Source organism: uncultured Aquabacterium sp., assembly GCF_913773725.1.
Classification (GTDB): Bacteria; Pseudomonadota; Gammaproteobacteria; order Burkholderiales; family Burkholderiaceae_C; genus Aquabacterium.
This window is the reverse complement of sequence record NZ_CAJYGK010000144.1, coordinates 12,724-30,290: the sequence shown is the minus strand read 5'-3', so window position 1 is coordinate 30,290 and position 17,567 is coordinate 12,724. Positions and strand designations below refer to the sequence as shown.

18 protein-coding genes and 1 tRNA gene are annotated in these 17,567 nt (G+C 62.9%); 4 read left to right on the top strand and 15 right to left on the bottom strand.

All coding sequences use genetic code 11. The annotated features are described in order from the left end of the window. Nucleotides 1-65 precede the first annotated feature (65 nt). The 7 genes from QZ709_RS17130 to QZ709_RS17100 form a co-directional block, all read right to left on the bottom strand. Nucleotides 66-1,742 (bottom strand): DEAD/DEAH box helicase, encoded by a 1,677-nt coding sequence (locus QZ709_RS17130; protein WP_294638646.1) that lies wholly within the window; start codon nucleotides 1,740-1,742, stop codon nucleotides 66-68. A gap of 13 nt (nucleotides 1,743-1,755) precedes the next feature. Then, nucleotides 1,756-2,361, bottom strand: coding sequence for a hypothetical protein (locus tag QZ709_RS17125; RefSeq protein ID WP_294638645.1), 606 nt, complete (start codon nucleotides 2,359-2,361; stop codon nucleotides 1,756-1,758). Between the two features lie 2 nt (nucleotides 2,362-2,363). Beyond that, the gene (locus tag QZ709_RS17120) at nucleotides 2,364-3,251 is read right to left on the bottom strand and encodes an ATP-binding protein (protein WP_294638644.1); all 888 of its coding nucleotides are present in this window, start codon (nucleotides 3,249-3,251) and stop codon (nucleotides 2,364-2,366) included. Further along, on the bottom strand, nucleotides 3,248-3,562 hold the full coding sequence (locus QZ709_RS17115) for a hypothetical protein (RefSeq protein WP_294638643.1): 315 nt from the start codon (nucleotides 3,560-3,562) through the stop codon (nucleotides 3,248-3,250). The genes QZ709_RS17120 and QZ709_RS17115 overlap by 4 nt, the downstream gene beginning before the upstream one ends. Nucleotides 3,563-3,567: 5 nt before the next feature. After that, entirely contained in the window at nucleotides 3,568-4,038 is a 471-nt protein-coding gene (locus tag QZ709_RS17110; RefSeq protein ID WP_294638642.1) for a hypothetical protein, read from the bottom strand. Next, a complete protein-coding gene (locus tag QZ709_RS17105; protein WP_294638641.1) occupies nucleotides 4,035-4,319 on the bottom strand; it encodes a DNA-binding protein in 285 nt (94 codons plus the stop codon). Before QZ709_RS17105 ends, QZ709_RS17110 begins: the two co-directional genes overlap by 4 nt. Before the next feature lie 160 nt (nucleotides 4,320-4,479). Continuing rightward, the gene (locus QZ709_RS17100) at nucleotides 4,480-6,681 is read right to left on the bottom strand and encodes a hypothetical protein (RefSeq protein WP_294638640.1); all 2,202 of its coding nucleotides are present in this window, start codon (nucleotides 6,679-6,681) and stop codon (nucleotides 4,480-4,482) included. 306 nt (nucleotides 6,682-6,987) lie between these two features. Here QZ709_RS17100 and QZ709_RS17095 point away from each other — a divergent pair, with 306 nt between their 5' ends. Genes QZ709_RS17095 through QZ709_RS17080 form a run of 4 tightly spaced genes read left to right on the top strand, consistent with a single transcriptional unit; the run spans nucleotide 6,988 to nucleotide 9,529 of the window. Then, on the top strand, nucleotides 6,988-7,203 hold the full coding sequence (locus tag QZ709_RS17095) for a hypothetical protein (RefSeq protein WP_294638639.1): 216 nt from the start codon (nucleotides 6,988-6,990) through the stop codon (nucleotides 7,201-7,203). Then, on the top strand, nucleotides 7,204-7,710 hold the full coding sequence (locus QZ709_RS17090) for a DUF2924 domain-containing protein (protein WP_294638638.1): 507 nt from the start codon (nucleotides 7,204-7,206) through the stop codon (nucleotides 7,708-7,710). Then, entirely contained in the window at nucleotides 7,707-9,065 is a 1,359-nt protein-coding gene (locus QZ709_RS17085; protein ID WP_294638637.1) for a recombinase family protein, read from the top strand. The genes QZ709_RS17090 and QZ709_RS17085 overlap by 4 nt, the downstream gene beginning before the upstream one ends. Then, nucleotides 9,062-9,529: a LacI family transcriptional regulator gene (locus QZ709_RS17080; RefSeq protein ID WP_294638636.1), complete on the top strand. Its 468-nt coding sequence runs from the start codon at nucleotides 9,062-9,064 to the stop codon at nucleotides 9,527-9,529. Before QZ709_RS17085 ends, QZ709_RS17080 begins: the two co-directional genes overlap by 4 nt. Here the strand turns inward: QZ709_RS17080 and QZ709_RS17075 are convergent. The 8 genes from QZ709_RS17075 to QZ709_RS17040 all read right to left on the bottom strand — a co-directional run bounded on the left by QZ709_RS17075 (nucleotide 9,504) and on the right by QZ709_RS17040 (nucleotide 17,533). After that, a complete protein-coding gene (locus tag QZ709_RS17075; protein WP_294638635.1) occupies nucleotides 9,504-10,532 on the bottom strand; it encodes a nucleotidyl transferase AbiEii/AbiGii toxin family protein in 1,029 nt (342 codons plus the stop codon). The genes QZ709_RS17080 and QZ709_RS17075 overlap by 26 nt on opposite strands. Beyond that, nucleotides 10,525-11,121 carry a DUF6088 family protein gene (locus tag QZ709_RS17070; protein ID WP_273624977.1) on the bottom strand — a complete coding sequence of 199 codons (597 nt, stop codon included), beginning with the start codon at nucleotides 11,119-11,121 and terminating at the stop codon, nucleotides 10,525-10,527. The genes QZ709_RS17075 and QZ709_RS17070 overlap by 8 nt, the downstream gene beginning before the upstream one ends. A gap of 374 nt (nucleotides 11,122-11,495) precedes the next feature. Beyond that, nucleotides 11,496-11,571 (bottom strand) — tRNA-Phe (locus QZ709_RS17065). Nucleotides 11,572-11,623: 52 nt separating this feature from the next. Then, entirely contained in the window at nucleotides 11,624-12,304 is a 681-nt protein-coding gene (locus QZ709_RS17060; protein ID WP_294638634.1) for a response regulator, read from the bottom strand. A gap of 204 nt (nucleotides 12,305-12,508) precedes the next feature. Continuing rightward, nucleotides 12,509-14,800, bottom strand: coding sequence for an ATP-binding protein (locus QZ709_RS17055; protein ID WP_294638633.1), 2,292 nt, complete (start codon nucleotides 14,798-14,800; stop codon nucleotides 12,509-12,511). A 26-nt stretch (nucleotides 14,801-14,826) separates the two neighbouring features. Then, the gene (locus QZ709_RS17050) at nucleotides 14,827-15,432 is read right to left on the bottom strand and encodes a DUF4390 domain-containing protein (RefSeq protein WP_294638632.1); all 606 of its coding nucleotides are present in this window, start codon (nucleotides 15,430-15,432) and stop codon (nucleotides 14,827-14,829) included. 4 nt (nucleotides 15,433-15,436) lie between these two features. After that, nucleotides 15,437-16,744 (bottom strand): 16S rRNA (cytosine(967)-C(5))-methyltransferase RsmB, encoded by a 1,308-nt coding sequence (gene rsmB, locus QZ709_RS17045; protein WP_294638663.1) that lies wholly within the window; start codon nucleotides 16,742-16,744, stop codon nucleotides 15,437-15,439. Between the two features lie 252 nt (nucleotides 16,745-16,996). Further along, a complete protein-coding gene (locus QZ709_RS17040) occupies nucleotides 16,997-17,533 on the bottom strand; it encodes a hypothetical protein (protein ID WP_294638631.1) in 537 nt (178 codons plus the stop codon). Nucleotides 17,534-17,567 lie beyond the last annotated feature (34 nt).

The window sequence follows — 17,567 nt, the reverse complement described above, 5'->3', positions numbered from 1 at the left end:
GCTGCGCGGCAAGCGTGGATTGAAGTAGCCCAAGCCCTTGGCCTTTCGTGAGCAGACTGCACATTTCACGCGGCCTCCCGGTGGGCATCGTTGGCAGCGACCACGAGGCGCTGAATCGACGACTTGTTGAACTGGAAGGACAGCAGCGCCGAGGCCTGATAGCGCGTCATGCCAAAGTCGGCGCGCAGCGCCTGGGGCAGATACTGCAGTTGCTTGGGCGTAGGCGGCTCGTTCAGCCAGCGCCGGGTCTTGTGTGCGGAGTCCGCCGACTCGCGGTCGTTCAGCCAGTCATCGGCTTTGGCCATGCAAACCGTGCGGTCGCCAACGGCCAGCAAGCGCGGCGGCAGGTCCTTACCGCCGCCCACGGCGTGCCAGCGGCCGTTCAGGAAGAACACGCCACCCCAGGCGTTAAAGCCTGTCGCCATCAGTGCGTCGTCGCAGCCAAACAAGTCGCACCAGCGGAAGTTGGAGCGCTTGAGCAGATCGATCTCGGTCATCACGAAATCGGCCAGCGCATCTCCTTCCTCGGCGGTCTCGTTCTCCCAGACGAATCCGCACAGCGGGCATTCGCGGCAGCCCAGCGGGACGGTGGCTTCACAGGACGGGCAGTCTTTGGTGGGCGCTTCACCGTGATGCTGGTGTCCGTCGAGATTGACGCCCTGTTCCAATGAACCGTACATCAAGGTCGCGGTGCCGAAGTCCAGGACCACGCAATCGGTCTTGATGACGCCAGGATGCTCCGTTGGGTCTATCGTTCGCAGGCCACGCCCGATCATTTGGGTCAGCGTGGACTTGTGCGAGCTGGGTCGCAGCAGAACCACGCAGGAGGTGGGCGTGAAGTCGTAGCCCTCCGTGAGCACAGCCACATTGACCACGACCTGCGCGCTGCCGGATTCGTACTCGGCCAGGCGTGCCTTTCGCTCAGCATCAGGCAGCTCGCCGTGCACGATCACGGCGGATACCCCGGCATCTCGAAAGGCCTGGCGCACGCACTCGGCATGGGCGACGGTCGAGCAGAACACGATCGTCTTGCGGTCGCCAGCCTTCTCGCGCCAATGACGGATCACGGCATCGGTGATCGGCGTCTTGTTGAGAATCGCCTCGACTTGCGTCATGTCGAAGTCGGTTGCAGTGCGCCGCACCCGCGTCAACTGCTCCTGGGCGCCGACATCGATCACAAAGGTGCGTGGCGGCACAAGATGGCCGGAGGCGATCAGCTCGCCGAGGGTGATTTGATCCGCGACGTTGCTGAAGACCTCTCGCAGTCCCTTGCCGTCACTGCGGGCAGGCGTTGCCGTCACCCCGAAAATCTGGGCGCGCGGGTTCTTGTCCAGCACGCGGTCGATTACGCGGCGGTACGATGCCGAGGCTGCGTGATGCGCTTCATCGATCACCAGCAGATCGAGGATCGGGATGGCAGCGAGATGGTTGTCGCGTGACAGCGTTTGCACCATCGCGAAAGTGGCGCGACCGGACCAGGATTTGTCCTTGGCGTCGAACACGGAGGTGCTGACGCCAGGATTCACCCGTGCAAACTTGGTCAGGTTCTGGCCGGTCAGCTCATCGCGATGAGCGAGGATGCAGGCCTTGGCATCTGGCTCGGCCAACAAGCTGCCGGCCACCGCCGACAGCATGATGGTCTTGCCCGACCCGGTGGGGCCAACAGACAGGGTGTTGCCGTGTTGGTCGAGCGCCGCCAAAGAGCGCTCGACCAGCAGGGCTTGGCGGGGGCGAAGCATCATGGCGGCGTCCCCCTTACTGTGCCCAGCTCGGGCGACCCGGCACGGCTGCACGGCCCGTAGCCTGGGCATACGCGTTCGACCCGTTTGCGGGTGTTGGCGCTTTCGCTGCTCCCTGCGCGCCACCCATGAAGGCTGCGTAGTCCTTGTGGTCGGGCGTGATCGCGGCCTTGATCACGCTCTTGTCCTGGCCGTTCTGGTCTTTGTCCCAGTCGACCTTGCCGAGAAACTCGATGCCATCGAGATCGGCAAACCCGCTGATGCGGCGCGCGTTCTGCGCGGCTGGACTGTTGTCGCCAGGATGAACACCGCGCGCAGAGTTGAGGATCGCCTTGACGAAGGTGCGGCCCATGTTGGCCCACTCAGGGCCTTTCGGGCTGTGCAGGCCGATCAGCGACCACATCTTGCGACGGGCGAACTCACCCTCCATCACGACGAACTCGCAGTTCAGGTAGACCGAGCCGGTGTTGTCGTTGCGGGTGGCGTAGCCGCCGGTCCATCCCTGCGACGGATCATCGAAGCCGCCCGGCTTGATGGTCATGCGCACACGCATCAGCGTGCCTTTGGGGATCAGGTCGAAAGAGGTCTGTTCGGAAGCGGAATTGAAATCGAAGTAGGTCATGATCAGGACTCCTGAGTCGAAGTGGATTCGGTGTTGGGGACGGACGAGGCAGCGGACGCTGGGCGCGCGAAAGCGAGCCGTTCGGTGGCGGGCCTGGCCGGGCCGGCGATCTTTTCCATGAGGCGGCCGAGGTTTGGCTCCTCGATCGGATCGAGTCGCCCGGAGCGGTCCTTGGCGGGGTAGCCCCATGCGTTCAGCGTGTGGCAGACGAAGGCGCGGTAACTGGCGCCGTCATCGGCCTTCAGCTCGGCCAGGGTGACGACCTCATCGACGATGCCGGGCAGTTCAAGTCCGGTTTTTGAGCCGTCGATCTGCAGCGAGAACACGCGGCGATTGAAGTCATCCAGCCGCTCGTCGAGGATGCCGACGAACCACACGTTCTTGCCGCGCGTGTGCTGCAGGTGGGTCAGCCAGCCGATCATTTCCTGGCCCATCAGCCCATACGCACCCCGGCTGTCGGGTTTGCCGGTCTTCTCGGAGTAGGCCTGGGGCTGGCCCTTGCACCATTGCAGGCACAGGCGACCGGCCACGGTGATGGAGTCGACGAACACGGTGTCGTACTTGTCCAGTACCGTCGGATCACCGAAGCGCGCGCACACAGCGTCGAAGTGGGCCTGGCTGAACGGCTGGTCGTCGCGCAGCGCCGGGTTCGGCCCGCCGATGTACACCGCGAAGTCACGACACTCCTGCCAGGTGCGCGGGCGAATCGTGTCGCCGGCCCAGCCCTCGACCGCGAGATCACCAGCCTCAAGATCAAAGAATAGCGTGGCCGTGGGTTTCAGCGTCCAGAGCTGTGACGTCTTGCCGATGCCGCTCTTGCCGACGAGCACGCCTTTCACACCACGGCGCTCGGCCAGGCGCTGGTCTGCAGTAATGATGGGGAGGCTCATTTGGCGGCCTCCTCGGTGCTGATGTTGGCGAACGCGTCCGCGACGGTGGTCACGCCGAGTGCGCCGCGCTTGCGGGCCATTTCGTACAGGTCGCGCAGACCGCTCAGACGGCGATGGATCAGACGGGATTCCGAATCCAGGCCCTGGATCGCGAATGCCACGTCATCGAGGGTGGCGTCCTCGAGGCGACGCACCACTTCGTCGGGGCGGTTGCCGTCCAGCGCCGGGATGCGAATGGTTTCGGGCAGATCCCGAAGGTACATCTCCGGCTGTTTGCGCAACAGTTCGAGCAGCGTAGGTTTGGTTTTCATTTTGATTACTCCTGAAGCAGAGCGAGACGAAAGCCCGGCTTGCCGGTCTTGAGGGTGCGTGCCGGGGCGAAGGCGCTCTTGAGCGACTCGGGCCACGCGTTGAACTTGGTTTCCGAGACCCGGTAGCTGATCTCCACGTACTCGGACGGGTCGTCCCCGTTGGCGGCGATGCGCTGGGTGATCTCGGCGAGCCGCTTCTGGTCCCAGTCGACTTTCTTGGGCAGATCAGCGGTGATGCGGACATGGCCGTCGTCGAAGTGGACGACGCCGGTGTCTTTGCCGGCTGCCAAGCGCAGCTGATGGGCGCGGTCGGCGTACTTGAGATCCAGTGCGCGATCGACGTGCTGGTCGATGGCCTTGGCCATGGCCAGGAGATCAGCCGCGTCGTTTTTGAGCTGGAACAGCGACTCGCTGGCAAGCGCAGCAAGTTCACCGGCTGGGGTGGCCAATGCCTGATCGGGAGAGAGACGGTTCATGCCGCACCTCCTTCGCGATAAGCTTGGTCGGTGCTCTGGCGCAGGGAACTGCGCTCGAACGCCTCGACGTCCTCGATGCGATAGACGACCTTGCCAGGCAGGCGGATGTAGACCGGGCCGATACCCAGCACACGCCAGCGCTCTAGGGTCTTTGGCGAGAGCCCCCAGCGTTCGGCAAGTGCCTGCTGGCAGAGCCGGGTTTTGGTGGCAGGATCGGTGCCGGAGGGAATGACCGGCGGGGTTTCACCCGATCTCGGGTGGGTGACCGTTGGATTTGGCATTGCAGCGCTCCATGGGGTTGTTGAGGAACACTGCGCATCCTCCGGATATGACTTCAGACGCTCATCCGGTAAAACTTAGACGCTCATGAGACGGTGATGCCGGCCCAGAAATGCAAACGGGCTGCACAAGGCAGCCCGCGTGGGTGATGGAAAAACCGAATTAGATGAGCAGCTTCCAGGCGCCGCGCTTGCCCCCGGCCTTGCCGATATAAATGTCTTCGATATGCTCTTTCCAGTTGCGGAAAGCCTGGCTTGGGCTAGCGGAACCCAGGCCATCCATCAGGTCCTTGGTCAGCACCGCCGGATTCTCAGAGCGGTAGGCATCCACCAGTCGCTGAACCAGCTTGATCTGCTTTTCACCGACCACGGTCAGAACCGGCTTGCCGGGAATGAACAGTGACCCTGAACGGTTGTGCTCGACAATGAAGTCCACCGTCTGGCCACCCCGGGCCAGCACCTTGCCCTGAGCGTAGACGCTCTTGAGACGGACGAGATCGACGGTGGGCTCGGCAGCGTCCACCAGCAGCAGCGTGGTCAATGGCGCCACGACATGACACCCCAGGAAAGCCGGTGCCGTTTCGGAGCACGCCAGCACCACCCCGATGCCGGCATTCTGGTGGGCACGCAGCTGGATGTCGCAGTCGCGTATGACGCGCTGATCGGACAGCTGACGTGCCAGGTAGGCGGGGATGGATTCGCCATCAAGATCGAGCATGCCGAGGAATATCAAGCCTTGCTCCTGCAGCATCTGTCCGACAGGCTGGAGTGAGGACTTGAGACCCTTGATGATGCGCTCTTCGACCCACTCCCGTTTGATCTCGAAGAAATCCAACGACTGGGCCGGCAGTTCCACCCATTGAAGCGAAACCGGGCATTCGTAACGGACGTGCCCTATGGTCGGTGAAGACTGGACGGTCACCAACTGCGTCTCGCCGTTTTCCAACTCGACTTCGATGCTGCTGTGACGCCCCCGGCGAACAAGAAATCCGCCCTCGAGCAAAGGGTCGAGCAAGATACCCCGGGTATCCAGATGGCGGCGCGAAACCGTTTCTGCATGTTCATCGTAGAGGCGCAACAAGGCAGGAAAGGCCGCACACTCTTCGGCCGCATCCAACGGCCGCACCTGTTGCATCAGCCCCCAGTGTTCCAGCAGCTTGAAGCCAAAATCGCGCTGCTTCGGATCACGGTTGCTGCGCAGATTGCAACGATTGGGATCGCTCAGGGTGATGTTCAGCGTTTTGGTCTTGGCTTCGCCGTCGGCCGAGTAGCGCACGGCAATCACAATGCGGCTGACCAGCGCTGCGCGCTTGAAAATGTTGTTCGGTCCGAACAAATCGGCGGCCACGGTCTCGATATCGTCCCCGATGGCCACGCGCAACGAAGCGCGATGCTTGAAATTCTGTGGCCGCACCTCGGCCTCGACCACGGTCACCGATTCGATATCGAAGCCGGCCACGCTGGGCGCATCCAGCCGCAGCGAGGTCAAAAACCGGCTCAGGTTGTATTGGCGCAGCGTCAGTGGCCGATCGGACAGGTTGTGCTTCAAGCCCACCTCGGCGAACGCTGACGCCACGACAGGTCGTACCCCTGGGCTGGCCGCAAAAACCTCAACAATCGCTTCGTCAGGGGAAAACAGCAGCGTGGCCTCGATCGCTGGCCGGTAGTACATCGGTTTCTTGCGGCCATCTTTCATGGCCGCCACGCTTGACAGCGGGCCGGCATGGCGAATGATCAGCAGGTGGGATGCCACCTCTGTGCCATCCTCACGCTTGCCGGTCACCCGGATGTGGTCGATCCTGCAGTTGTCTGGCAACTCCAGCGCCTGTTGCAACTTCGCCTCCAACGACGCCTTGACCGTATCGTCCCACTGGAAATCCAGGCCACCGTTGGCGTCGACCTCAAAGGCTTCATACATGCGGCCGAGGTTGCGATAGTGGTCGGCATAGAACAGGTTCTCGGCGTCATCGAACAGTTCGCCCTCGTGCAAGTAGAGGTAGATGGCCCGGCCGTAGTCATCCCGCTGTTGTGCAAACGCTGCTGAATTCGCCGAATCAAAAATCCGGTCAGCCACCTTGGCAACAGCCTCCACACCCCGGCCTTCCGCCAAGTTGAGGATGCGTGACGCATGCTGCTCGAGGGGAACACCCGCATCGGGTTGCAGGAAGGCCGCCACCTCCAGAACTGCCAACCGGCAGGCTTCGATGATGTCATCAGCCGAATCCGCCTCAGGCCAGTCAACGTCATCGAAACAGGCGGCGTAGCCTTGCTCGTCGATCTTGAGCAGCAGATCACGGACCGACTCCAACGGCGCCGACTCCAGCAAGCGGTGCAGTGAAGGAATGTTCTTGAACGTTTTGGCCATCGGCTCCCCTTTGCGGTTGTTTTTGTCAGGGAAGCGGATTTAGGAGCCGGCCGACCGTGCTGCCAATCTCTCCTGGGCTTCGCTGAGCGGCGGTTAGGAAAAATGCAAAACTTGACAGATAAATGAGGGCATTTGCGCAATTTTCAAGCGGTTACAACTCATTTTGCGTACGCCGACAATTTCGCTGCTCAGTCAGTTTGTTGCGCAGGCTTACCCATACACGCGCAATTTCGGGATGTCAGCCGCTGGGCCAATTTTCATAATCCGACATAGATAAACCGTTGGAAATGATGCGAGGCCCTACCAATGCTGCAGATCAACACCCTCCCACCCGAACGGATGACGGCTGAGCAGCGCTGTGCCGAGCTCGCTGGCCTCGTGGCCGCCGGGCTTTTCCGCTTGCGCCAGCCCGATTTCGCCAAGTCCGCAAATACGCCACTAGAGACGCCGTTTGTACTTGGCTTTCCGGTCGAACAGAGCGTTCATTCAGACATCGACAACAACCCATCGATGGAGCCCTGAATGAAACCTCGAATCACTATTGCCCCTACGCCCGACACGGTCGTGGCGCAAATTTCCAACCTGCCCAAGCTGGGCATGCCGGAGATCAAGTCGCTCTGGCGGCGCCTGTTCGGAGCGGACACCCCGACGCACAACCGGCAGTTTCTCGAGCGCCGGATCGCCTACAAACTGCAGATCATCGAGTGCCGCAAGACCGACCGCAACCTGCTTGAGCGCAATCAGCGTCGTATCGACAACCTGCTGGAGATCGGCAAGCAGAAATCACAGACCCGGTCGGCCGATTACGCGCTGACCCCGGGCACGGTGCTCTGCCGCCATTACCAGGGCGTTGAACACGAAGTGCTAGTCCAAGCCGACGGGACTTTTCTGCACGGCGGCCAACCCTACACCAGCCTGTCGCAACTGGCGCGTGAGATCACCGGCACCCGGTGGTCGGGGCCGGTGTTCTTTGGCCTCAAGACCAACGTCCGGCCCAAGAAATCAGCCCGCAAGGGAGTCCGTCGATGAGCGAGGTTCTCAAGCGCCGGATGCGCTGCGCGGTCTACACGCGCAAATCCACTGACGAGGGACTCGATCAGGAATACAACTCCATCGACGCGCAGCGTGACGCCGGCCATGCCTACATTGCCAGCCAGCGGGCTGAGGGCTGGATTCCGGTGGCCGATGACTATGACGACCCGGCGTTTTCCGGCGGGAACATGGAACGGCCAGCTCTGAAGCGGCTCATGGCCGACATCGAGGCTGGGCTGATTGACGTGGTGGTGATCTACAAAATCGACCGGCTGACGCGAAGCCTCACCGACTTTTCCAAGATGGTCGATGTGTTCGAACGGCATGGGGTGTCTTTTGTGTCTGTGACCCAGCAGTTCAACACGACCACGTCGATGGGCCGCTTGATGCTGAACATCCTGCTGTCCTTTGCCCAGTTCGAGCGCGAGGTCACCGGCGAGCGCATCCGCGACAAGATCGCAGCCAGCAAACGAAAGGGCATGTGGATGGGCGGCATTCCCCCGCTGGGCTATGACGTCGAGAACCGGCGTCTGGTGCCCAACAAGGCGGAAGCCAAGGTGGTACAGCACATTTTCCGGCGATTTGTGGAATTGGGATCGAGCACCTTGCTAGTCAAGGAGCTGCGGTTGGACGGGGTCACCTCGAAGTCATGGACCACGCAGGACGGTCGGGTGCGCGAGGGCAAGCTGATCGACAAGACCCTCGTGTACGCACTGCTTCACAACCGGACCTACCTTGGCGAGTTGCGCCACAAGGACCAGTGGTACCCGGCTGAGCATCTTCCGATTGTGGAGCAGGAGTGGTGGGACAAAGCGCATGCGATCCTGTCGACCAACAGCCGCGTGCGTGGCAACAACACCCGCTCGAAGGTGCCGTTCCTGCTCAAGGGCATGGTCTTCGGCAATGATGGGCGGGCCTTGTCACCGTGGCACACGGTCAAAAAAAGCAACGGCCGGCGGTATCGCTACTACATCCCTCAACGAGACGCCAAGGAGCATGCCGGCGCCTCGGGGTTACCACGCCTGCCAGCTGCCGAGTTGGAAGCCGCTGTGTTTGATCAGGTCCGATCAATCTTGCGCTCGCCGGACTTGCTGGCCGACATCCTGCCGCGCGCAGCGAAGCTGGACCCGTCACTGGACGAGGCCAAGGTGACGGTCGCCATGACGCGCATCGATGCGATCTGGGATCAACTGTTCCCCGCTGAGCAAACCCGGATCTTCAAATTGCTGATCGAGAAGGTGATCGTCTCGCCCACCGATCTCGAGGTCCGACTGCGACCGAACGGCATCGAGCGGCTGGTGCTCGAGTTGCGGCCTGAGTCAGCCAAGGAAGCAGCGGAGGTGGCAGCATGAATGAGGTGCGCATCGAAAAGACTGGCCAGCCGGATGTGGTCAGCACCAGTGACGGTCGGTTGACCTTGTCGGTACCTATCCAGATCAAGCGGCGTGGCGGTCGCAAGGTGGTGAGACTTCCCGACGGCAATACCTTGAAGCCCAGGCCCATCAACGACAAACCGACGCCCATTCAAATGGCGCTGGCGCGTGGTCACCGCTGGTTGGCGATGCTGGAATCCGGGGAGGCAGAAAGCCTGACGGAGGTTGCCGAGCGCGAGGGTATGGATCGGTCTTACGTGAGCCGGATGGTTAACCTCACGACGCTGGCGCCGGACATCGTGGCCGCCATTCTCGACGAAACGCTGCCGTCAGAGGTGACGCTGTTTGACCTCGCGTCGGGCACGCCGCTGCTGTGGGATGAGCAGCGGGCGCAGATTCAGTCCGTGTGCCGTGTTGTCAGTCTCGCCGAGCCAGACGATTAATCTCGTCTTGAATAGCTGCGCAGCTCGCCATCACGGCTTCAAAGGTGGGCTGTTCAAAAGCCAGCAGTCCATCTTCCAGCATGGCTGCGTAGTCCTTCTCCAGCGCGTCCAGTGACGGCCCCTGCGGGATCAACCGGAGATCCCCCGAGATCGCCTGGAAATAATCGACCTTTCCGCCGTCGACATCTTTCTCAGCGAAGAACATGGACTTGTGTTCGGCCACCTGCCGCGCCAGCTCGTGATCGCTTGCCGCTGAAGCGAAGTGCGTCGTTTTGGCCAAAGCGGCGAGGTCATACCAGTGGCGCGAATAGCGATCACCTCGCAGCCGCCCTTGCAGGCAGTACACGTGTGCCGCCGTCGCCTTCTCCCAAAAGGTACGCTCTGCCGCCATCACCAAGGGCTGCGCTGTCGGAAATGTCACCCCGTCAATGAGCGGGGCGATGTCGCAGGCCACGTGATGTCGCTGATGGGGTTCGCCGGTGGCTCGCGCACCAAACTCCAACTGGATCGTAGCTGCGGCGTAACCTGTTCCCTTCTTGGTCGCCGGATAAGTGATGATGAGCTTGTCACTGTCTTTGCCGGCCAGGCTCAGCTCGGCTTGCAGCCCGCTGGCCACCAATGCCTGCTCGATGACGGGTTGGACAGTTTGCTCGATCCATTGTGGCAAGCGGCTGCGCACCGCACTGGTAATCTTTTTCTCCTGGCTTGCTGACGCCGGTATGGGATTGCCGTCGCGCAACAGATCCGGCACCAGTTCGCGGATGTCGTAAGTCAGATCGATGTCTTCAGAGAAGCGGTCGATGACCTTGTACACCTTGGACAGTGACGTGCCGCCCTTGAAGGTCAGGCTATCGCCCAGCGGCGAGTCGTAGATTGCGGACAAGGCCCAGACGACCCAGATGTCTTTTTCCAGCAGGTGTGCTGGCCTGCCACTCCGACCTGCGGCCACCTCAAGGGCTTCGGACTGGTCAGCGGAACTGAGTTCAAACCAGGATTCAGGCATGTTCGCTGACCTCGCTCACCGCGCGCGCCATCCAACTGGGCAGGACGGCTCGGGCGGAGCGCATCGCCGCCCATTCCGCCGGTGCTAGCTTGGTGTGCAGCATCTTCAGTGCCGAGGATGCTTGCTCAGGTCCCAGCCAGGAAAGGGCACGGATCGCCATGCCGGCCGGACGCGCACCCAGAACCAGCTGCCATCGATTGCCATGCTTGAGCTCGACGGTTCGGTTGCCGAGCTGCAATTTGCGCGAGCGCCCCGAGGTCAGGAATACCTCACGGGTGGGCACCTGGGTGGTCAAACCCAGTGCGTTGGCTTCGGTGGCTCCGTTGGCAACGATCACCTCGCCGCTGGCCGACTCGATGGCCTTGACCACGGCTTCGGTCGAGGGGGGGCGCGCACCAAAGCGGCTGATCACCGGTGCGGCGTAGGCACCTCGCCCAACGCGCATCAGCTTGCCTTCGCGTGTCAAACGGGTGAGGGTCTGATCCACCGCAGCTCTGGAGGCTAGATGCAGGAACTCTTTAGCCGACAGCAAGCCGCCTTCGGGCAAGGCTTGTGCAGTAGACAAGATGGTTTCAGCAAGATGGCTCATGGTCAGGCTCCGTTTGTCAGAAGTGTATATCTACTTCTGACAAACTGCAAACAACAGGTGAGTGCATGGCGGTGCTGGCCAAGGACGAAATCACAGATTGCTTACCGATGCCAAAAAACAACCGTTTGATCAATCAACGCGCAAGCTGTTGATTTACATAGGTTGCTGGCGTGTCGCCTGCGGACTTCGGGCAGTTTTGAGCCGGTCAGAAAGGAGAGAGGAATGGCCCGGAGAGAGCGCCATGTGGCCAGAGGGAGGCTGGCAGCCGGACGGTCGAAGTCCGCAAACCTACTCAGCGTTCCGCGCATGTTCGCGGGGTCTGGCGGGAGCACATAAGAAAAAACCCCAACCGAGAGTGGTTGGGGTTTGAATTTTGGTGGCCTGGGACGGAATCGAACCGCCGACACAAGGATTTTCAATCCTCTGCTCTACCGACTGAGCTACCGGGCCTGAGCCTCAAATTATAACCAGAGAATTTCCAGCAAAACGGAATTTATGAAAATTAATTGCGCTTGCTGCGCCCCAAATCCACGCCGAGCTGGCGCAGCTTGCGGTACAGGTGGGTGCGTTCCAGGCCTGTTTTCTCGGCCACCCGGGTCATGGAGCCGCCTTCACGCGCGAGATGGAACTCGAAGTACGCCTTTTCAAAACCGTCACGCGCTTCTCGCAAAGGGCGGTCCAGATCAAAGCCCTGGTGTGCGTGCGGGCCGGGGTCCACGCCCACAGGCACGGTGATGGCAGCAAATGTGGTCACGTTCGGGTCCACCGGCGCCTGCATGACGGCGGGCGCTGCCGCGGCAGGAGCGGCCGGGCGCGCGTGGTTGCGTGCCAGCCCCTGCTCCACCGCCTTGAGCAGCTTTTGCATGGTGATGGGCTTTTCCAGGAAGGAGAAAGCGCCGATGCGCGTGGCTTCCACCGCGGTGTCGATGGTGGCATGGCCACTCATCATGATCACGGGCATGGTCAACACACTGGCGGCGGCCCACTCCTTGAGCAGGGACACGCCATCGGTGTCGGGCATCCAGATATCCAGCAGCACCAGGTCGTACTGGTTGGCGAGGCGGGCCGCACGGGCCTGCGTGGCGTTTTCCGCCAGGTCCACACTGTGGCCCTCGTCGTTCAGGATTTCAGACAACAGGTCGCGAATGCCAAGTTCATCGTCGACCACCAGAATATTTGCCATGTGTATAGAAGCGCCTAGGAATGCTGCCGTGCGGTAACGATGAGACTCTCTGCACAGCTTCTTTTGGGCGGGAGTCTGGACTGCAGCCCGGGTGGGCTGTGCCGAGGCCACGATCCGTTGGCGCCATGCGCAAGCACCGGTGCCAACTTACCGACCACCCGAGGTGTGCACTAACACAGTCCGCAGGAGTTGTGCGGAGGGTGACTAAGACACCACCGCGGTTTCTGGGGCAAATGATAGCGACACTTGCGCGCCGCGCAACTCGCCGTTTTCCATGCGGTTGGACAGATCAATGCGGGCGCCATGCTCGTCGGCGATCTTTTTCACCACCGCCAAACCCAAGCCTGTGCCCCGGGCCTTGGTGGTCACGTAGGGCTCGAAGGCACGCTGCAGGATGTGAGGCGGAAAGCCCGTGCCGCTGTCTGAAACGATGAGCCGCACCCGCCCCGAGGACTCGCTCAACCGGGTCGAGATGCGAACGAACGGCTCTGTTTCCTTGCCCTCTGCCCGTGCCTGCATGGTGGCGTCCTGGGCGTTTTGCAGCAGGTTGTGCACGACCTGGCGCAGCTGTTGCGCATCGCCTGCGATGCGAGGACAACGCGGGTCCAGCTCGACTTTCACGGGGACTGAGGCGTTTTCTTCCCCGTACAGATGCAGCACATCGGCGATCAAGGCATTGAGGTCCAGGGGCTGCAGCTCTGCCGCTGGCAGCCGCGCGTAATCGCGGAACTCGTTGACCAGGCGCTTCATCGCATCGACCTGGTCCACGATGGTCTTGACCGACTTGGCCAGGATGGCCTGTTCCGCAGGCGGTACCTTGCCCGACAGCTTCATTTCCAGGCGTTCGGCAGACAGCTGGATGGGGGTCAACGGGTTCTTGATTTCGTGTGCAAGGCGGCGCGCCACCTCGCCCCAGGCCTGCGCACGCTGGGCGGAAACAATCTCTGAAATGTCGTCAAAAACCAACAGTTGCGCCCCATCGGGCAGCTCCGCCCCCCGCGCCACCAGGCTGGTCGCGTGCTGCCCCGCACCAGCAGACGATGCATGCAACTCGAAAGGCTGCTGCCAGTGGTCCAGCCCGTGGCGGTCGCGGTCACCAAAAAACGCCAGGAAATGCCGCTCCACGGCTGCCGCAAAATCAGCCAGCCCAGGCACTTCGGACAATGGTCGGCCTTCGTACGCCGCCATCGGTGCGCGAAGAATGCGGGTGGCGCCAGGGTTGGAAGAGCGGATGATCCCGCCCTCCCCCAGCACGATCACCCCGGAGGTGAGGTTGTCCAGAATGGTTTGCAGGTTCGAGCGGGCAGCATCGACCTTGACCATGCTTTGCTCCACCGCCGCCCGCGCATCGGCCAGCTGCTGCGTCATCATGGCAAATGATCGGGTCAGTCCACCCAGTTCATCCTTGCCCGGCAAGGCAGCTTTCGGGCTGAGGTTGCCTGCGGCCACCTCCCGAACGCCCTCGGCCAGTACCAGCAACGGGCGCGCCAGCTGGTTGCCCAGCAACACCGCCAGCAGCACCGCGCCAAACACTGCCAGGAAGAGGCTGAGCGTGAGCGTGCCCACATACATGCGGCGCAGACCGCCCCGCGCCAGCGCACGCTCCTGGTACTCGCGGTTGGCCTCCTGGACCTCGATGGCGTTGGACACCAGCGCGGGGGGCAACGGCAAGGTGGCTTGCAAAAACCGGGGTTCTGTCAACAGGCCCAGCCCCGGGTTGGCGACCAGCACCAGCACTTTCACGCGGGCCATCTGCACGGCGTTGGGGTCGGCAATATCGTCCAGCCCCTCGATCTGGGTGACAGCGCGCTGCTCACGCACCGAGCGCAGCAAGGCGGCGCTGGGCCGCTCGGGATTGAGACTGAAGCGGGACTGCCCCGCGCTGCCAATCGGCTGGCCGGCGGCATTCCACAGCACCACATCGGTGGCGCCCAGCTGGTCGCGGATGCGTTCCAGCGCCAGCCCCACGGTGGCCGATGAGCCCTGGGCCACCTGCGCACTGGCCGTGCGCGTCTTGGCGGCCATGTCAGCGGCCTGTGACTCCAGTGACACCCGAGCCAGGTTCACCCCCGCCACCAGCGCGCCTTCCACCTTCACGTCAAACCAGCTTTCAATCGACCGCGTGACGAACTGGTACGACACCACATAGATCAGCACCCCCGGCATGAGCCCCACCAGCGCAAAGATGGCCGCCAGCTTGACCAGCAGACGGCTGCCAAAGCGCCCCTTGCGCAATCGCAAGACCAGCCGGGCGCCAATCCACACCAGCACCCCCAGCAGCAGTGCCGCCACCAGCACGTTGACGCCAAACAGCCACGCGTAGTTGCGCTCGTACAGCGCCCGGTTGTTGGTGGCGAGTGTGAGCAGGAACAGCAGCACCAGGCCAATGGCCGTCATGATGGCGGCGCCCACGCCCACAGCCCAGCGCACGGCGACCGAGGCGCGGCTGGCGGCTTCGGCGGAGGCGGATCGGGGGGCGGAGGAAGCGTCCGGCACAGTAGGCATTTCAGAAAAAGGCGGGGTTAAGGCTGCGCGCGCGAAGGCAGCCGCTGGCTGCGGAACACCAGCAGGTTCCAGTCCGAGCGACCCACGGCGCCAATCTGCAAGGGCCGCGGCAGCTGGGACATGTCCAGCCGGAAGCGCAACTGCACCGTGTGCGCGGCGTTGGGCTCCAGCACATCGGCATCTCCAATGCGCCAGCGAATCACCCGCCGCATGGCGGACAGGGCTTCGTCCAGCTCGTCAAAATTCTGCCCCAGCACCACGCCCAGTCCGCTGTTGGTGAACGGCACCGAAGAGGTGCTGAGCCGCCAGCGGCGCGTGAGCGGCTGGTAGCTCAGGCGCAGGTAGCGCGTGGCTTCAGCCACCACACGGTCTGACCAATACCAGCGATCGCGCCGAACCTGGGCCTCCATCACGAAAAACATGGGAATGCCTTTGTGCAAGGCATCCTCGGCCAGATCGGGCAAGGTGAAGTCGAACGACGCGCCCAGGTAGAGGCCGTCTTCTGTACGCTCTATGCGCAAACCCTGCGCCTCGCCTGCGTCCTGCTGCGCAAACACAGCTGCGCCGGGGGCCCACCACAGGGCCCAGCAGCACACGACAAAGCGTAGCCAGCGAATCACCATGGACTCAATGGGCCGATTTTTGCAACAGGGCGTAAAAGAAACCGTCGTGGTCACCTGCCGGATTGTCCCGGACAGGCCCGGATTTTTCCCCCACTCCTGGAATTAAATGGCCTGGAGAGGGCAGCAACTGGGCGTTGGTGTTGTGTGCAAGAAACGTTTGGATCTGCAGATCGCCCTCGGCCTTGAAGACCGAGCAGGTGCAATACAGCAGGCGTCCGCCCGGTTTGAGCAGCGGCCACAGCGCTTCCAGAATCTGGCGCTGCAGCTGCGCCAGCTGCGCAACGTCCGATTCGCGCCGCAACCAGCGCACGTCAGGATGGCGGCGCACGATGCCCGAGGCGGTGCAAGGCGCATCCAGCAAGATGGCGTCAAAGGGGGTTCCGCCGCACTGCGACTGCCACCAGTCCTGGGGGCGCGACGCATCGGCCACCAGCACTTGCGCCGACAAGCCCAGCCGCGCCAGCGTGTCGTGGATGCGCGCACTGCGCTTTGCATCCACCTCCAGCGCCGTGACCTGCAGCGGCGAGCCCGCGGGCGCATGTTCCAGCAGATGCGCTGTCTTGCCACCCGGCGCAGCGCAGGCATCCAGCACGCGCAAGGGCTGCGTCAAATCCAGCCCTTGCAGCACCAGGGGCGCCGCCTGCTGGGCAGCAGCGTCTTGCACCGACACCCAGCCATCAGCAAACCCCGGCAGCACCTGCACCGGCACGGGTTGTGCCAGCTCCAGGCCCTGCGGCCCGACCACCTTCGCTTCTAAATTGATAGCTGCTAGCGCTTGCTGGTATTGCGCCAGAGTGCATTTTTGTTGATTAACCCGCAGCGCCATGGGCGCGTGTGCGTTGTTGGCCTGCAGAATGCGCTCCCAATCTGCCGGATAGTCTTGCCGCAACCGGCGAATCCACCAGGCGGGGTGATTCCAGCGCGCAACGGGGTCGCCATCGGTGGCGGCCACCAGTGCATCACGCTCACGCAAAAAGCGGCGCAGGCAGGCGTTGATGAAAGAGGCCTGCCCCCGCGTGGCCTGGCCGCGCTTGGCGGCTTCTACCGCCTGGTTGACCAAGGTGAAGGGCTCATAGGGCGCGGCCTGCGGGTCCCACGCCAGCGCCAGCGCCGTGCACAGCAGCGCGTCTGCCGCCGGGGGCGGCTTGCGGGCGACGAGCTGGCTGCGCAGCGCATCGGCCCGGCCCAGGTTGCGCAGCACCTGGAACAACAGCGCCTGCACACCGGGGCGCAGACGCGGTTCCACGCCCTCGATCACCGCCGTACCCGACTGCCCGCCACGAATGCCCTGCAGCGCCTGGCACACCAGCATCAGCTGCTGCCACAAGGGCACGCCGGTGCCCGCAGGCGCCGCAGACGCTGGCGCACCGGACGCTGCGGCGGGCGAGCGTGAAGTGGCGCCCTGAGCGCTCGGGGCCGCAGGTCGGGAGGTGGGTCGGGCGGGGCGCGCAGGGCGTGGGGCAGAGGGGTTCATCAAGGAATCCAGTGACAAGTCAGCACGCAGCAGTGTGCAACAGCTTCAAAAAAGAGGGGCGGCCATCTCGCCGGTAGCGCAAGAGGGCCGCTACCTTGGACCAAAGCCACAAACCTGCGCCAACACGCTGACGGGGAACTGGCCAATGGCCGCTTGGTACGCCTGCATGGCCTCTTCCGCATTGCGCGCGGCGATGGTGGTCACGGCCTGCAAATCGGCAGCCTGCGCACGCCAGGGCGCCATCTCTGCCCCCTCGGTGCCGCCAGCGTTGGCCAGCATGTCAGTCCAAGCTGCCAGCAGGGCGCGGCAAGCGTCCCATTCCGGGTGGCTGGGCAGGCGCTCTCCACCCCGCGCTTGGGCGGCCACCAGGGCTGCTTCCAGCACCTGGCTCGCGTGCTCCAGCCGCTCATTCACCGCCAAGGCAGCGCCGTCTGCCAAATCAGCAGCTTGCACTGGGGATGCCGCCCGCCAGGCCTGTGACATCTGTACCCAGCGGCGCAGCACCTCCTGCCACTGGGTATCAGCCGCTTGCGCTGCAGCCCTCAGGCGCACCAGGCGGTTGTAGGCGCCCAGCGCCCAGAACACCATCACCGCAACCAAGATCCAGAACAGGGGGGACGACCACATACAGGGCACAAACAAGGCAATGCGCGGCCCTGGC

Coding starts and splice junctions, on each gene's coding strand:
- QZ709_RS17070 (WP_273624977.1), bottom strand. CDS start 11,121: ATGAGCCATCTTGCTGAAACCATCTTGTCTACTGCACAAGCCTTGCCC.
- rsmB (WP_294638663.1), bottom strand. CDS start 16,744: ATGCTGGTGTGCCAGGCGCTGCAGGGCATTCGTGGCGGGCAGTCGGGT.
- QZ709_RS17120 (WP_294638644.1), bottom strand. CDS start 3,251: ATGAGCCTCCCCATCATTACTGCAGACCAGCGCCTGGCCGAGCGCCGT.
- QZ709_RS17080 (WP_294638636.1), top strand. CDS start 9,062: ATGAATGAGGTGCGCATCGAAAAGACTGGCCAGCCGGATGTGGTCAGC.
- QZ709_RS17110 (WP_294638642.1), bottom strand. CDS start 4,038: ATGAACCGTCTCTCTCCCGATCAGGCATTGGCCACCCCAGCCGGTGAA.
- QZ709_RS17115 (WP_294638643.1), bottom strand. CDS start 3,562: ATGAAAACCAAACCTACGCTGCTCGAACTGTTGCGCAAACAGCCGGAG.
- QZ709_RS17075 (WP_294638635.1), bottom strand. CDS start 10,532: ATGCCTGAATCCTGGTTTGAACTCAGTTCCGCTGACCAGTCCGAAGCC.
- QZ709_RS17085 (WP_294638637.1), top strand. CDS start 7,707: ATGAGCGAGGTTCTCAAGCGCCGGATGCGCTGCGCGGTCTACACGCGC.
- QZ709_RS17090 (WP_294638638.1), top strand. CDS start 7,204: ATGAAACCTCGAATCACTATTGCCCCTACGCCCGACACGGTCGTGGCG.
- QZ709_RS17100 (WP_294638640.1), bottom strand. CDS start 6,681: ATGGCCAAAACGTTCAAGAACATTCCTTCACTGCACCGCTTGCTGGAG.
- QZ709_RS17095 (WP_294638639.1), top strand. CDS start 6,988: ATGCTGCAGATCAACACCCTCCCACCCGAACGGATGACGGCTGAGCAG.
- QZ709_RS17125 (WP_294638645.1), bottom strand. CDS start 2,361: ATGACCTACTTCGATTTCAATTCCGCTTCCGAACAGACCTCTTTCGAC.
- QZ709_RS17040 (WP_294638631.1), bottom strand. CDS start 17,533: ATGTGGTCGTCCCCCCTGTTCTGGATCTTGGTTGCGGTGATGGTGTTC.
- QZ709_RS17060 (WP_294638634.1), bottom strand. CDS start 12,304: ATGGCAAATATTCTGGTGGTCGACGATGAACTTGGCATTCGCGACCTG.
- QZ709_RS17050 (WP_294638632.1), bottom strand. CDS start 15,432: ATGGTGATTCGCTGGCTACGCTTTGTCGTGTGCTGCTGGGCCCTGTGG.
- QZ709_RS17130 (WP_294638646.1), bottom strand. CDS start 1,742: ATGATGCTTCGCCCCCGCCAAGCCCTGCTGGTCGAGCGCTCTTTGGCG.
- QZ709_RS17105 (WP_294638641.1), bottom strand. CDS start 4,319: ATGCCAAATCCAACGGTCACCCACCCGAGATCGGGTGAAACCCCGCCG.